This window comes from Micromonospora violae (assembly GCF_004217135.1).
Taxonomy (GTDB): Bacteria; Actinomycetota; Actinomycetes; order Mycobacteriales; family Micromonosporaceae; genus Micromonospora; species Micromonospora violae.
The window spans coordinates 251,766-265,948 of record NZ_SHKK01000001.1; the positions used below are offsets into that span (position 1 = coordinate 251,766).

12 protein-coding genes are annotated in these 14,183 nt (G+C 72.0%); 7 read left to right on the forward strand and 5 right to left on the reverse strand.

Going from position 1 to position 14,183, the window contains the following annotated elements:
• Positions 1–2: 2 nt before the first annotated feature.
• From EV382_RS01155 to EV382_RS01165, 3 genes are all read left to right on the forward strand, one after another.
• Positions 3–2,906, forward strand: a complete 2,904-nt coding sequence (locus EV382_RS01155; protein ID WP_244236493.1) for a glycoside hydrolase family 9 protein — start codon at positions 3–5, stop codon at positions 2,904–2,906.
• A gap of 114 nt (positions 2,907–3,020) precedes the next feature.
• Entirely contained in the window at positions 3,021–5,474 is a 2,454-nt protein-coding gene (locus EV382_RS01160) for a non-reducing end alpha-L-arabinofuranosidase family hydrolase (RefSeq protein ID WP_208758277.1), read from the forward strand.
• Between the two features lie 114 nt (positions 5,475–5,588).
• Positions 5,589–6,119, forward strand: coding sequence for a DUF488 domain-containing protein (locus tag EV382_RS01165; RefSeq protein WP_130399815.1), 531 nt, complete (start codon positions 5,589–5,591; stop codon positions 6,117–6,119).
• Between the two features lies 1 nt (position 6,120).
• Here the strand turns inward: EV382_RS01165 and EV382_RS01170 are convergent, their stop codons facing one another.
• From EV382_RS01170 to bioB, 3 genes are read right to left on the reverse strand one after another with little or no spacing between them, the layout of a single operon-like run.
• Positions 6,121–6,627, reverse strand: a complete 507-nt coding sequence (locus EV382_RS01170) for a GNAT family N-acetyltransferase (RefSeq protein WP_130399816.1) — start codon at positions 6,625–6,627, stop codon at positions 6,121–6,123.
• A gap of 4 nt (positions 6,628–6,631) precedes the next feature.
• On the reverse strand, positions 6,632–6,823 hold the full coding sequence (gene bsaP, locus EV382_RS01175; protein ID WP_130399817.1) for a biotin synthase auxiliary protein BsaP: 192 nt from the start codon (positions 6,821–6,823) through the stop codon (positions 6,632–6,634).
• 5 nt (positions 6,824–6,828) lie between these two features.
• The gene (bioB, locus tag EV382_RS01180; protein ID WP_130399818.1) at positions 6,829–7,824 is read right to left on the reverse strand and encodes a biotin synthase BioB; all 996 of its coding nucleotides are present in this window, start codon (positions 7,822–7,824) and stop codon (positions 6,829–6,831) included.
• 321 nt (positions 7,825–8,145) lie between these two features.
• On the opposite strand from bioB, the gene EV382_RS01185 reads away from it, so the two are divergent.
• From EV382_RS01185 to EV382_RS01200, 4 genes are read left to right on the forward strand one after another with little or no spacing between them, the layout of a single operon-like run.
• Complete coding sequence (locus tag EV382_RS01185; protein ID WP_130399819.1) at positions 8,146–9,282, forward strand: 8-amino-7-oxononanoate synthase; 1,137 nt, start codon at positions 8,146–8,148, stop codon at positions 9,280–9,282.
• On the forward strand, positions 9,279–10,004 hold the full coding sequence (gene bioD, locus EV382_RS01190) for a dethiobiotin synthase (protein ID WP_130399820.1): 726 nt from the start codon (positions 9,279–9,281) through the stop codon (positions 10,002–10,004). The genes EV382_RS01185 and bioD overlap by 4 nt, the downstream gene beginning before the upstream one ends.
• A 54-nt stretch (positions 10,005–10,058) precedes the next feature.
• Positions 10,059–11,678: a sensor histidine kinase gene (locus tag EV382_RS01195; protein WP_244236494.1), complete on the forward strand. Its 1,620-nt coding sequence runs from the start codon at positions 10,059–10,061 to the stop codon at positions 11,676–11,678.
• 59 nt (positions 11,679–11,737) lie between these two features.
• Positions 11,738–12,355, forward strand: a complete 618-nt coding sequence (locus tag EV382_RS01200) for a response regulator (protein ID WP_130408313.1) — start codon at positions 11,738–11,740, stop codon at positions 12,353–12,355.
• A 31-nt stretch (positions 12,356–12,386) separates the two neighbouring features.
• Here the strand turns inward: EV382_RS01200 and EV382_RS01205 are convergent, their stop codons facing one another.
• Both EV382_RS01205 and EV382_RS01210 read right to left on the reverse strand, forming a co-directional pair.
• Positions 12,387–13,208 carry an ABC transporter permease subunit gene (locus tag EV382_RS01205; RefSeq protein WP_130399822.1) on the reverse strand — a complete coding sequence of 274 codons (822 nt, stop codon included), beginning with the start codon at positions 13,206–13,208 and terminating at the stop codon, positions 12,387–12,389.
• Complete coding sequence (locus EV382_RS01210; protein ID WP_130399823.1) at positions 13,205–14,137, reverse strand: ATP-binding cassette domain-containing protein; 933 nt, start codon at positions 14,135–14,137, stop codon at positions 13,205–13,207. Before EV382_RS01210 ends, EV382_RS01205 begins: the two co-directional genes overlap by 4 nt.
• Positions 14,138–14,183 lie beyond the last annotated feature (46 nt).

Here is a 14,183-nt window from a genome sequence, read left to right on the forward strand (position 1 = left end):
CCATGCGCCACCTGACCCGGCCGTTCCACGGCCAGCCCGGCCGGTCACCGGCCGCCGACCAACCCTGGCCGCGGCGGCTGCTGGCCATCGGCGTCGCGCTGCTCACCGGCGCGTCCCTCGCGGTGACCGCGCCGCCGTCCGGACCCGCCTCCGCCGCGCCGGCAGCGACCTACAACTACGCCGAGGCATTGCAGAAGTCGCTGCTCTTCTACGAGGCGCAGCAGTCCGGCCGACTACCCGACTGGAACCGCGTCTCCTGGCGGGGAGACAGCGCGCTCACCGACGGCGCCAGCGCGGGCCTCGACCTCACCGGAGGCTGGTACGACGCCGGTGACCACGTCAAGTTCGGTTTCCCGATGGCGTTCAGCGCCACCATGCTCGCCTGGGGCGCGGTCGAGTACCGCAGCGGCTACACCGCGTCCGGGCAACTGCCGCACCTGCTCAACAACCTGCGCTTCGTCAACGACTACTTCATCAAGGCGCACCCGTCGGCCAACGTCCTCTACGGACAGGTCGGCAAGGGCGACGACGACCACAAGTGGTGGGGCCCGGCCGAGGTGATGCCGATGGCGCGGCCCGCGTACAGGATCGATGCGAGCTGTGGCGGCGCGGACCTGGCGGGCGAGACGGCGGCCGCGATGGCCGCCTCCTCGATGGTGTTCCGGCCCACCGACGCGACCTACGCCGACCGGCTGCTCGGGCACGCCCGGCAGCTCTACACCTTCGCCGACACGGTGCGAAAGTCCTACCACGAGTGCATCACCGACGCCACGAGCTTCTACCGCTCCTGGAGCGGCTGGCAGGACGAGCTGGTCTGGGCCGCGATCTGGCTGCACCGGGCCACCGGCGAGGCCAGCTACCTGACCAAGGCCGAGAGTGAGTACGACAAGCTCGGCACCGAGAACCAGTCCACCACCCGCTCCTACAAGTGGACCATCGCCTGGGACAACAAGCAGTTCGGCGCGTACGTGCTGCTGGCCAACCTGACCGGCAAGCAGAAGTACATCGACGACGCCAACCGGTGGTTGGACTACTGGACCGTCGGGGTGGACGGGCAGCGGGTGCCGTACTCACCGGGCGGAATGGCGGTGCTCGACTCCTGGGGCGCGCTGCGCTACGCCGCGAACACCTCGTTCGCCGCGCTGGTCTACAGCGACAAGACCACCGACACCACCCGCAAGGCGCGCTACCACGACTTCGCCGTCCGGCAGATCAACTACGCGCTCGGCGACAACCCCCGCAACTCCAGCTACGTCATCGGGTTCGGCGCCAACTCACCGAAGAACCCGCACCACCGCACCGCGCACGGCTCCTGGTGGGACAGCCAGACGGTGCCCGTCGAGACCCGGCACACCCTCTACGGCGCGCTGGTCGGCGGCCCGTCCTCGCCCAACGACGCGTACAGCGACAGCCGGTCGGACTACGTGATGAACGAGGTCGCCACCGACTACAACGCCGGCTTCACCTCCGCGCTGGTCCGACTGACCTCCGAGTACGGCGGCACACCGCTGGCGAACTTCCCGGTCGCCGAGGTGCCGGACATCGACGAGTTGACCGTGGAGACCACTGTGACGCAGGCCGAACCTCGGGCCACCGGGCTCAAGGTGATGGTCTACAACAAGTCCGCGTTCCCGGCCCGCGCGCTGACCGACGGCCGGTTCCGGTACTACTTCCGGCCCGACGGCACCGGCCCGGTTCAGGTCACCGCCGGCTACACCCAGGGCTGCCCGTCCCCGACCACCGCCAAGCAGTTCAGCGGCGACATCTGGTACGTCGAGGTGGACTGCACCGGGTACACCATCGCCCCGGCCGGTCAGTCGCAGCACCGGATGGAGGTCCAGTTCAAGGTCGGCGTGCCCGAGGGCGGCACCTGGGACCCGACCAACGACCCGTCGTACCAGAGCACCGCCGGGCCCAACCGGAAGGTGCCGCTCTACTCCGGCACCACCCGCGTCTGGGGCGAGGAGCCCGGCCCGGCCGTACCGGACACCACGGCGCCGACCGTCCCGGGCACCCCGGTGGCGTCGCAGGTGACGCCGAGGTCGGTGACGCTGACCTGGACGCCGTCCACCGACAGCGGCGGCAGCGGCCTCGCCGGGTACGACGTGCGCGAATTCGAGGTCGGCAACGACGTGGTGGTCACCCGGCCGGTCACCCAGAACTCGATCACCATCACCACCCTGCTGCCGGAGCGGACGTACGAATACACCATCGTGGCCCGCGACGGCGCGGGCAACACGTCGGCCGCCTCGTCGAAGCTCAGCGTGACCACGCCACCGGCCGGCACCGCCGACACCGCCCCGCCGAGCACACCCGGCACGCCGGTCGCCTCGGCCGTCACCGCCACCGGGCTCACCCTGGCCTGGACCCCGTCGACCGACAACGTGGGCGTCACCGGCTACCGGGTCTACCGCGAGGCCGGCGCCACCGACGTGCTGATCGGCTCGCCGACCGGCACCACCCAGGTGGTGTCCGGGCTGACCGCCTCCACGGCGTACCAGTTCTACGTGGTGGCCGTCGACGCGGCCGGTAACACCTCCGCGGCGTCCACGCCGGTCGCGGTGACCACCGCGGCCCCGCCGGTCGGCGGCACCTGCTCGGTGGGGTACGCCACGACGGACTGGAACACCGGCTTCACCGCCACGGTGTCGATCACCAACACCGGCAGCACCGCGATCAACGGCTGGACCCTGCGGTTCAGCTTCCCCAGCGGGCAGGCCGTGAGCCAGGGCTGGTCGGCGACCGTCAGCCAGTCCGGCGCGGCGGTCACCGCGACGAACCTGTCCTACAACGGCACGATCGCGCCCGGCGCGTCGGTGAGCTTCGGCTTCAACAGCACGCACAACGGCAGCAACCCGAAGCCGACAGCCTTCACCGTCAACAACACCGCCTGCGCCATCGCCTGAGGCCAGGCCACGTCGTTCCGGCCGCATGGCATGAACATCGACTGAGTTGATCATCCAACCAAGACGTCCGGTCCCGCCTCGGCGCTCCGGGTGTTGGCCACCAAGGAGGCCAAGATGGCAATGAGCCCATCCGTTCATCGCGGCGGGACCCGGCGACTGCGATCACCCGTCGTCCGAGCGCTGCTCGGCGGCACGCTCAGCGTGGTGACAGTGGCCGCCGTCGCGGTGATGATGCCCTCGGCGAACGCCGCCGAGAGCACCCTCGGCGCGGCCGCCGCGCAGTCCGGCCGGTACTTCGGCACCGCCATCGCGGCGGGCCGGCTGAGCAACTCGACGTACAGCACGATCGCGGCGCGTGAGTTCAACATGATCACCGCCGAGAACGAGATGAAGCCGGACGCGACACAGCCCCAGCGGGGCCAGTTCAACTTCAACTCCGGTGACCAGATCTACAACTGGGCGACCCAGCGTGGCCTGAAGGTGCGTGGGCACACCCTGGCCTGGCACGCGCAACAGCCGGGGTGGATGCAGAGCCTCAACGGCAGCAACCTACGTCAGGCGATGATCGACCACATCAACGGCGCGATGGGCCACTACCGGGGCAAGCTCGCCGCGTGGGACGTGGTCAACGAGGCGTTCAACGAGGACGGCAGCCGCCGCCAGTCGAATCTTCAGGGCACCGGCAACGACTGGATCGAGGTGGCGTTCCGCACCGCGCGGGCGGCCGACCCGTCGGCCAAGCTCTGCTACAACGACTACAACATCGAGAACTGGTCGTACGGCAAGACGCAGGGCGTCTACCGCATGATCCAGGACTTCAAGTCCCGGAACGTGCCGATCGACTGCGTCGGGTTGCAGACCCACTTCACCGGCGGCAGCTCGCTGCCGAGCAACTTCCAGACCACGCTGTCCAGCTTCGCCGCCCTCGGCGTGGACGTGGCGCTGACCGAGGTCGACGTCACCAACTCCTCCACCACCCAGTACGCCGGGCTGACCCAGGCGTGCCTGAACGTGCCGCGCTGCATCGGCATCACCGTCTGGGGCGTACGCGACAGCGACTCCTGGCGCTCGAACGAGAACCCGCTGCTCTTCGACGGCAACGGCAACAAGAAGGCCGCCTACAACTCCGTCCTCAACGCGCTCAACGCGGCCCCGCCGACCTCCGGGCCGACCGTGACCCCGACCGTCACCCCGACCGTGAGCCCGCCGCCGAGTGGGGGCACCGGCCGGATCGCCGGGGTGCAGTCGGGCCGGTGCATCGACGTGCCCAACGCCTCGCAGACCAACGGCACCCGGGTCCAGCTCTACGACTGCCACAGCCAGTCGAACCAGCAGTGGACGTACACCTTCAACAAGGAGTTGCGGGTCTACGGCAGCAAGTGCCTGGACGCGAACGGCGCGGCCACCGCCAACGGCACCGGAATCATCATCTGGGACTGCAACGGCGGGACGAACCAGCAGTGGAACATCAACTCCAACGGCACCATCAGCGGCGTGCAATCCGGCCGCTGCCTGGACGTCTGGGGCACCGGCAACGGCCAACAGGTCCAGCTGTACGACTGCCACGGCCAGACCAACCAGCAGTGGCGGACCGACTTCGGTGGCGGCACCCCGCCGACGTCGCCCCCGCCGACCACCACGCCCCCGCCGACGGGTGGCTGCGCGCTCCCGTCGACCTACCGGTGGTCGTCGACCGGCGCGCTGACGAGCCCGAAGAACGGCTGGCTCTCGCTCAAGGACTTCACCAACGTCGTCCACAACGGCCAGCACCTGGTCTACGGGTCGTACGTCAACAGCAGCGGCCAGTACAGCTCGATGAACTTCGGCCCGTTCACCAACTGGTCCGACATGGCCTCGGCCAGCCAGAACGGAATGAGCCAGGGCACGGTGGCGCCCACGCTGCTGTACTTCGCCCCGAAGAACATCTGGGTGCTGGCGTACCAGTGGGGACCGACCTCGTTCAGCTACAAGACGTCGAGCGACCCGACCAACGCCAACGGCTGGTCCTCGGCGCAGACGCTCTCCACCGCCACCCTCTCCGACGCCCCGTACGGGGTGATCGACCAGACCCTCATCGGCGACGACCAGAACATGTACCTCTTCTTCGCCGGAGACAACGGCAAGATCTACCGGTCGAGCATGCCGTTGGGGAACTTCCCGGGCAGCTTCGGCTCCAACTACACGACGATCATGACCGACTCGACCAACAACCTGTTCGAGGGCGTCGAGGTCTACAAGGTGGCGGGCCAGAACCAGTACCTGATGATCGTCGAGGCGATCGGAAGCCAGGGGCAGCGCTACTTCCGGTCGTTCACGTCCACCAGCCTGAGCGGCTCGTGGACCCCGCAGGCCGCCACCGAGAGCAACCCGTTCGCCGGCAAGGCCAACAGCGGCGCGACGTGGACCAATGACATCAGCCACGGTGACCTGGTCCGCACCAACCCCGACCAGACCAAGACCGTCGACGCCTGCAACCTGCAGTTGCTGTACCAGGGCAAGGACCCCAACGCGGGCGGCGACTACAACCGGCTGCCGTGGCGGCCGGGTGTGCTGACCCTCCAGCGCTAGGCCCACCGCGCAGAACCGAAGCGCGCCCGGCACCCGTATGGTGCCGGGCGCGCTTGTCGGTGGCCCGTGCCGGGCCGGCGGGCGGACGGCGGCGATCCGGGGCAAGCTGGGTCGATGGAGCGCGCGTTGGTGACCGTCGGGCACGGGGCCGCTGGCCGGGACCAGTTCGGGGCACTGCTGGCCGGCGCGGAGGTCGCCCTGGTCGTGGACGTGCGCCGCTACCCGGCCAGCCGGACCAACCCGGACGTCCGCCGGGAGGCCATGGAACGCTGGCTGCCCGAACGGGGCATCGGCTACCGCTGGGAGCCGCGCCTCGGCGGTCGCCGGCACGTCCGCGCCGGCGAGCCGGAACCGGACACCTGGTGGACTGTCGCCGCCTTCCGGGCGTACGCCGCGCACACGCGCACGCCCGACTTCGACGCGGCCCTGGACGAGGTGCTGGCCGACGCCGTACCGCGCACCACAGCGGTGATGTGCAGTGAGAGCGTCTGGTGGCGCTGCCACCGGCGGCTGATCGCCGACGTCGCAGTGCTCGGCCGCGGGGTGCCGGTGTCGCACCTCATGCCGGACGGCCGGCTCAGCCCGCACCGGCCGGCCGAGGGCGCCCGCCGCCTGCCCGACGGGCATCTGCTCTGGGCGGGCTGACTCAGCCGACCAGATCCTCCGCGAGCAGGTCCATCAGCAGCGCGTCGTGCCAGCGGCCGTCCTCGCCGCGTTCGTAGCGGCGCAGCACCCCCACCGGGCGGAAACCCACCTTCGCGTACGCCCGGATCGCGGCGCTGTTGGCCGCCGCCGGGTCGATGGTGAACCGGTGGTGGCCGTACTCGTCGATCAGGTGTCGGGCCAGGGTGCGGATGGCGTCACCACCGAGGCCGGCACCGCGCTCCGCCGGATCGAGGAAGACGTCCAGGCTGGCGTGCCGGTAGTCCGGGTCCGACTCGGCGTACCACTGGATCGCGCCGATCACCCGGCCGTCGTGCTCGATCGCGTACACGTGCAGGTCGTCGTCGCCGAGGTCGGCGCGGACGGAATCGGCCAGGTCGTCGCCGCCGCGCCACCACCGGCGGACCTCCGGGTCGGCCCGGATCGCCGCGAGGGCCGGCACGTCCGCGACCGTCGCCGGTCGTAGGGTCACCGCCCGCCCCCGCAGCATCGGCTCAGCCCCGGATCTCGCCGTGCTCGACGCAGACCGCCGACCAGCCCACCGGCAGCACCTGCACCTTCATCCGGCGTCGACAGCGGGGGCAGAACCGGGGCGGCTCCAACTGGCGGGCCGAGGCGCAGGCCGGATGGGCGGTGGCCGTCGCCGACTCACCGCACCTGTCGCACCACAGCTCCGTCGTCGTCATGGTCGTCACAGCGTGGCGGAGAGCGCCTTGACCGGCATCTTCAGCTCGTTGAGCAGCTCCAGGTCGGCCGTCGCCGGTCGACCCAGCGTGGTCAGGTAGTTGCCGACGATCACCGCGTTGATGCCGCCGAGCAGACCATCGCGGGTGCCCAGGTCACCGAGGGTGATCTCACGGCCACCCGCGTACCGCAGGATGGTGCGCGGCATGGCCAGCCGGAACGCGGCGATGGCCCGCAGCGCGTCCTTGCCCTCCACCACCGGGCGGTCACCCAGCGGGGTGCCGGGGCGCGGGTTGAGGAAGTTCAGCGGCACCTCGTGCGGGTCCAACTCGGCGAGCTGCGCGGCGAACTCGGCCCGCTGCTCGACGGTCTCGCCGAGGCCGAGGATGCCACCGCAGCACACCTCCATGCCGGAGTCGCGAACCATCCGCAGCGTCTCCCAGCGCTCCTCCCACGAGTGCGTGGTGACCACGTTGGGGAAGTACGACCGGCAGGTCTCCAGGTTGTGGTTGTAACGGTGCACACCCATGTCGACCAGGTCGTCGACCTGCTCCTTGCTGAGCATGCCCAGCGACGCGGCGACCTGGATGTCGACCTCGGCCTTGATGGCGGCGACGCCCTCGCGCATCTGCTTCATCAGCCGGGCGTCCGGGCCGCGCACCGCCGCGACGATGCAGAACTCGGTCGCCCCGGTCGCCGCGGTCTGCTTCGCCGCCTCGACCAGCGACGGGATGTCCAGCCAGACCGAGCGCACCGGCGAGGTGAACAGACCCGACTGCGAGCAGAAGTGGCAGTCTTCCGGGCAGCCGCCGGTCTTGAGCGAGACGATTCCCTCGACCTCGACCTCCGGGCCGCACCAGCGCATCCGCACCTCGTGAGCGAGCTGGAGGGCGGCGGGCAGGTGCTCGTCGGGCAGGTTCAGCACGGCGAGGACGCCGGCCTGATCGAGGCCGACACCGTCACCCAGGACCTGGGTCCGGGCCTGGTCGAGGATCTCTGGCATGGCTCGTACCCTACTAGGCCTGTGCGAGAGCCCCTGGTCGAGCCGAGACGGAGTTCGGGCGGCGGTCCGGCAAGGCGGATGTTCGTCCGGATACCGGTGTTGTATCCGGACGAACATCCAACGCGGCCGGTCGTTGTCTGGGCCCGTCGCAGGCCGGCCAGGGGCTCTCGCACAGGCCTTGGGCCCCCCGATCAGCCGGAATGCCCTGGCAGTTCGCCGACAGCTCGCACCGAGTGGAATGGTCGGGCCGATGGTGGCGGGTGGTAATTTCGCCCGGCGGGTGTTCGGGCTGACCGGCACGCACAGCGGGGGAGGGTGACGGTGGCGGACTGGCTGGCGGCGCTCGACCGCCGCGCCCAACTGCGGGCGAAGGCCGGGCTCACCCGGCGACTGCATCCGCGCCCGGCCGACGATCAGCTGACCGATCTGGCCGGCAACGACTACCTCGGCCTGGCCACCCACCCGGAGGTCACCGCCGCGGCCACGGCGGCGCTCTCGGCGTACGGGCTGGGGGCGACCGGGTCGCGCCTGGTGCGGGGCTCCACCGACGCGCACCAGGCGCTGGAGGAGGACCTGGCCCGCTGGCTGGGCACCGACAGCGCCCTGGTCTTCTCCTCCGGTTACCTGGCCAACCTCGGCGCGCTGCGGGCGCTCGTCCAGCCTCGGACGCTGCTCGTCTCCGACGCGCACAACCACGCCTCGCTGATCGACGGCTGCCGCCTCTCCGGCGCGGAGACGGTGGTCACCCCGCACGCCGACGTGGACGCGGTCGCCGCCGCCCTCGCGGCCGCTCCCGGCCGCCCGGCGGTGGTGGTGACCGAGTCGATCTTCTCGGTCGACGGTGACCTCGCCCCGCTGGCGCGGCTGCATGCGGTGGCCCGCCGGCACGGCGCGCTGCTTCTGGTCGACGACGCGCACGCGCTCGGTCTGACCGGCCCTTCCGGCGCGGGTGCGGTGGCGGCCACCGGGCTGGCCGGTGAGCCGGACGTGGTGATCACCGCCACCCTGTCCAAGGCCCTCGGTGGGGCGGGTGGCGTCGTCGCCGGCCCGGCCGAGTTCGTCCGGCACCTGGTCGAGACCGGGCGTACGTTCATCTTCGACACGGCGCTGCCGCCGGCGGTCGCCGCCGGTGTGCACGCCGCGCTGCGCGTCGCCCGGGCCGGCGACGACCTGCGCGCCGAGCTGTCCGACCGGGTGAGCGTGGCGGTCGGTCGACTGCGGGCGGCCGGGCTGACCGTCTCCGCCCCGGACGCGGCGGTGATCTCGGTGACCGCCCCCGGGCCGGAGGCGGCCACCGCCTGGGCCGAGGACTGCCGGGACCGGGGCGTCGCGGTGGGCTGTTTCCGACCACCCTCCACCCCGGACAGCCGCTCCCGGCTGCGCCTGACGGTCAGCGCGGGGGTACCGCGGGCGGCGTTCGAGCGGGCGCTGGGTGTCATCGTGGACTGTGCCCCATGACCGGGTGGGCGGGGCCGGTGCTGGTTACCGGGACGGACACCGATGTCGGTAAGACGGTGGTGACGGCGGCGATCGCGGCCGCGGCCCAGGCTGCCGGGCTGCGGGTGGCGGTGGTCAAACCGGGTCAGACCGGTACGGCTGGCGGTGAGCCCGGCGACGTGGACGCGGTGAACCGGTTGGCCGCGCCGCTGACCGGTCGGACTCTGGTCAGCTACCCGGATCCGCTCGCCCCGTTGGCCGCCGCGCGGGTCGCCGATCTGCCGCCGCTGGAGTTGTACACGGCGGTGGACGCGGTGCGTGCGGAGGCCGACAAGCACGACCTCGTGTTGATCGAGGGCGCGGGTGGGCTGCTGGTGCCGATGGGGCTGCGACCGTCGGGTGAGCCGTGGACGATGGCCGACCTGGCGGTGTCGCTGGGCGCGCCCGCGGTGGTGGTGGCCCGCGCCGGGTTGGGCACGCTCAACCACACCGCGTTGACCCTGGAGGCGTTGGACCGTCGGGCGGTGCCGGCCGGTGTGGTGATCGGTGCCTGGCCGGCCCGGCCGGAGCTGGTGCACTGGACGAACCTCACCGACCTGGTGCCGAATCTGCTCGGCGCGCTGCCCGATGGCGCGGGCGCGATGGACCCGGGCGTGTTCCGGCGTTCCGCGCCGGGTTGGCTCACCCCGGCGCTGCACGGCGTGCTCGACGACTGGCGGGTGTGGGCCGAGGAGAGCGGCTGAACACCTGACTTTCGTCGGTGTCCGCCCAGGTCGCATGTGGGTAGCCTGATCGCCGTGCGGATCCTCGACTCTCGGCCACCCGGTCGGTTGGACCGGCGGCGTCGCCTGTTGTCGGACGCGCTGCTCTGGGCGGTGGTGGCCGCCCCGGTCGCCTATGCCGGTTTCAGCCCGCCCCATCCGCGGTACGCGTTGCCGCTGGTGGTCGGCAAGTTGGTGCTTCTCGGCGCGGCGGTGGTGGCGAGTCGACGGCAGTCGTTGGTCGCCGTCGTGCTGGTGGTGCTGGGGTCGGTCGTCGACGGCAACTTCGTGTTCGCGATTCCGGTCTTCAGCTATCTCGCCGGGCGGCGCAGTGCCTCGGTGGGTTCGGCGGTCGGGGTCTTCGTGCTGATCGTGGCCGGCGGCACGGCGCTCAATCTGGGGTTGCTCGGCGTCGGCGCGGCCACCTGGTTCCTGCTCGCCTCGGTGCTGCTCTTCGCCGCCGTGTTCCCCTGGTTGGTCGGCCGGTACCGGCGTCAGCAGCAGGAGTTGGCGGACGCGGGTCGCCGGCACATCGACGCGTTGACCCGCGAGCAGCGGGGCGCCGCCGAACGGATCCGGTTGCGGGAGCGGGCCCGGATCGCCGGGGAGATGCACGACTCGCTGGGTCACGACCTCAGCCTGATCGCGGTGCGCGCCGCCGCCCTGGAGGTCGCCGCCGGCCTCGACGACCGGCACCGGGCGGCGGCCGGGGAGTTGCGGGCCAGTGTCGCCGCCGCCACCGAGCGACTGCACGAGATCATCGGGGTGCTCCGCGAGGAGGCCGGCGCGTCGTTGCGTCCGAGCGGGGAGACCGTCGCGGACCTGGTCGACGGTGCCCGGGAGGCGGGCATGGCGGTACGGCTGGACGCCGCCCCGGCGGCGGCGGAGCTACCGGCGATGGCCGGTCACGCGGCTCACCGGATCGTCCGGGAGGCGCTGACCAACGCGGCCCGGTACGCCCCGGGTGCCCCGGTCGAGGTGCGCCTCACCCGTGACGGTGGCCGGGTCGAGGTGAGCGTCGTCAACGACGCTCCGCCGGCCGGCCCGTTGCCCGCCCCGCCGTCGCAGGGCAGTGGGCTGCTCGCCCTCGCCGAGCGGGTCCGCCTCGCCGGTGGAACGCTCGACGCCGGCCACCGCGCCGACGGCGGTTTCGCGGTACGGGCGGTGTTGCCCGCCACCGCACCGCCGGCCACCGCGTTGTCGGCCACCGCACTGCCGGCCACCGTCTTGCCGGCCATCGCACCGCCAGCCGAGGCGGCCGAGGTCGGGCAGGTGGCACGGTGGGACGAGCGGCCCGGTCCGGTGGAGCGGCCGGCGGATGCCGAGCAGCGGCTGCACGATGCCCGGCGGCGGGTTCGGCGCAGCCTGCTCGTGGCGCTCGTCGCACCTGTCGGTTTCGCTCTGGTGCTCTCCCTCGTCTACTACCCGGTGGCGACCGCCGGGACGGTGCTGGACCGGGCCACCTTCGACCAGTTGCGCGTCGGCGCGGCCCGGTCGGAGCTGGTCGGGCTGCCCCGGCGGCACCTGGAACGCCCCGCCGCGGGCGACCGGGCCGGCTGCGAGTACTACACCGACGGCAACTTCCCCCTCGCGGCGCCGACCTGGCGGCTGTGTTTCACCGATGGCCGGCTGGTCAGCAAGGAGTGGATCGCCTAGTGGACAGCGACGTGCCGGGGGCACCGCCGATCCGGGTGGTGCTGGCCGACGACGAGGCGATGATCCGGGCCGGCGTCCGGGCCATCCTGGCCAGCGATCCCGACATCGAGGTGGTCGCCGAGGCCGGCGACGGGCACGCGGCGGTGGAGTTGGTCCGTGCCCACCGGCCGCGGGTCGCGCTGCTGGACATCCGGATGCCGCGGCTGGACGGGTTGGCCGCCGCCGCCGAGATCCGCCGGGTCGCGCCGGACACCGCGACGATCATGCTCACCACGTTCGGTGAGGACGACCATGTGGCCCGGGCGCTGGGGCACGGTGCCAGCGGTTTCCTGCTCAAGGCCGGCGATCCGCGTGAGCTGATCGCCGGTGTGCACGCGGTCGCCGACGGTGGGGCGTACCTGTCGCCGAGGGTGGCCCGCCGGGTGATCGAGCTGGGGGCTGGCCGGCTGGCCCGTCGACCCGCCGCACGTGACCGTACGGCCGGGTTGACCGAGCGGGAACGGGAGGTGCTGGCCCTGGTCGGGGCGGGCCTCTCCAACGCCGAGATCGCCCGCCGGTTGCACCTCGTGGAGGGCACCGTGAAGAGTTACCTGACCAGCATCTTCACCCGTCTGGACGTACGCAACCGGGTGCAGGCGGCGATCCTCGCGTACGAGGCGGGGTTGGTGGACGGCTGAGCGGGGGCCGATCGGCCCCCGCTCAGAACACCTAGGCGTCGCGGCGACGCAGCGCGGTCCGGCCCAGCAGCAGCGCCGCGCCGGCCCACCCGGCGAGCAGGAGCAGCCCGACCAGGCGCGGGTACGGCTCGGTGTCGCCGACCAGGAAGTGCCCGCCGGCCACGCCGGGGAACACGTCGGCGATCCGGTTCAACACGTCGATGTCCGGCTCCTGGAGGGACAGCGGCACGATCATCAGGGTGGCCAGGAGCACGGTGAGGGTGAGCACCGCGCTGCGCAACGCGGCGCCGAGGCCCAGGGCGAGGACGCCGACCAGCGCCAGGTAGATGGCGACGCGCACGATGTCGCCGATCGTGGCGGCGGCCGGGGCGCTGCCCCACTCGCCGAGCACCGGCCGGGCGACCAGGACGCCGACGCCGCCGAGCAGCAACCCGAGCGCGAAGGTGACCGCGCCGGCGACCACGGCCTTGGCCAGCAGGACGCGACCGCGCGACGGAGTGCACTGCAACGTCGTACGGATGGTGCCACTGGTGAACTCGGCGGTGATCGCGAGCAGGCCCAGCGCCAGCACCACGTACTGGGTCAGCTCGACCGAGTCGATCAGCACGCTGCCGACGGTGACGATCCCCCGGTCGTCGGTCGGGTCGTCGTTGGTGTTGTCGTTCGCGGCGTAGATGGCCAGTTGGCCGGCGCTCGCGGCCATCACCAGCAGCCCGGCCAGCGCCGTCCACCAGCTGCTCCGCACGGAGGAGAGCTTGGTCCACTCGGCAGCCACCGCCGCGCGGAAGGCAGCCGGCGCACCGCCGGCCGGCGCGATGGCGGGACGGGTTTTCGTGTCGGTCTGTGCGCTCATCGTTGCCCACCTTCGATCGGGCCACCGGCGTACTCGACGCTGTCGGCGGTCAGCTCCATGAACGCCTGCTCCAACGACGCGGCGTGCGCGCTCAGCTCGTGCAGTCGTACACCGAGCTGGTGGGCCAGGTCGCCGACCTGGTCCGGGGTGACGCCGGTGACGCTCAGCTCGGTCCGGTCGGCCGCCTCGACGGTCGCCCCGGCGGCGGTGAGGCGCGCGGCGAGGGCGGCCAGCCCGTCCGGGTGCGGGCTGCGGACCCGGACCGCGACCGTACTGCGGGAGAGCACCTCGCCGATCGGCGCGTCGGCGAGCAGTCGTCCCCGGCCGATCACCACGAGCTGGTCGGCGGTGAGCTGCATCTCGCTCATCAGGTGACTGGAGACGAAAACGGTCCGCCCCTCGTCGGCCAGCGAGCGCGTCAGCTGCCGTACCCAGCGCACCCCGTCCGGGTCGAGGCCGTTCACCGGTTCGTCGAACATCAGCACCGGCGGGTCGCCGAGCAGCGCGCCGGCGATGCCGAGCCGCTGGCCCATGCCGAGAGAGAGCGTCCGCCCCGGCTTGGCGGCGGCCCGTCCGTCCAGGCCGACGGTGTCCAGCACCTCGTCGACGCGGCGCAGCGGGATGCCGTTGCTGTGCGCCATGGCCCGCAGGTGCGCCCGACCGGACCGGGCCGGGTGGATGGCCCGGGCGTCGAGCAGCGCGCCCACCTCGTGCAGTGGTCGGCGCAGCTCCCGGTACGCCCGCCCACCGACCAGGGCCTGCCCGGCGGTGGGACGGTCCAGCCCGAGGATCATCCGGAAGGTGGTGGACTTGCCGGCGCCGTTGGGGCCGAGGAAGCCGGTGACCCGGCCGGGCGTGATGTCGACGGTCAGGGTGTCGACCGCGACGGTCGACCCGAACCGTTTCGTCAACCCACGTAATGTGATCATGTGCTGACGCTAGGCGAGCGACCAGCTGTCCCGCCGCGCCCGAACG

Bases quoted from the DNA above. Each gene is read 5' to 3' on its own strand.
- EV382_RS01155 (WP_244236493.1), top strand. From the start codon at position 3: ATGCGCCACCTGACCCGGCCGTTCCACGGCCAGCCCGGCCGGTCACCG.
- EV382_RS01160 (WP_208758277.1), top strand. From the start codon at position 3,021: ATGGCAATGAGCCCATCCGTTCATCGCGGCGGGACCCGGCGACTGCGA.
- EV382_RS01165 (WP_130399815.1), top strand. From the start codon at position 5,589: ATGGAGCGCGCGTTGGTGACCGTCGGGCACGGGGCCGCTGGCCGGGAC.
- EV382_RS01170 (WP_130399816.1), bottom strand. From the start codon at position 6,627: ATGCTGCGGGGGCGGGCGGTGACCCTACGACCGGCGACGGTCGCGGAC.
- bsaP (WP_130399817.1), bottom strand. From the start codon at position 6,823: ATGACGACGACGGAGCTGTGGTGCGACAGGTGCGGTGAGTCGGCGACG.
- bioB (WP_130399818.1), bottom strand. From the start codon at position 7,824: ATGCCAGAGATCCTCGACCAGGCCCGGACCCAGGTCCTGGGTGACGGT.
- bioD (WP_130399820.1), top strand. From the start codon at position 9,279: ATGACCGGGTGGGCGGGGCCGGTGCTGGTTACCGGGACGGACACCGAT.
- EV382_RS01200 (WP_130408313.1), top strand. From the start codon at position 11,738: ATGATCCGGGCCGGCGTCCGGGCCATCCTGGCCAGCGATCCCGACATC.
- EV382_RS01205 (WP_130399822.1), bottom strand. From the start codon at position 13,208: ATGAGCGCACAGACCGACACGAAAACCCGTCCCGCCATCGCGCCGGCC.
- EV382_RS01210 (WP_130399823.1), bottom strand. From the start codon at position 14,137: ATGATCACATTACGTGGGTTGACGAAACGGTTCGGGTCGACCGTCGCG.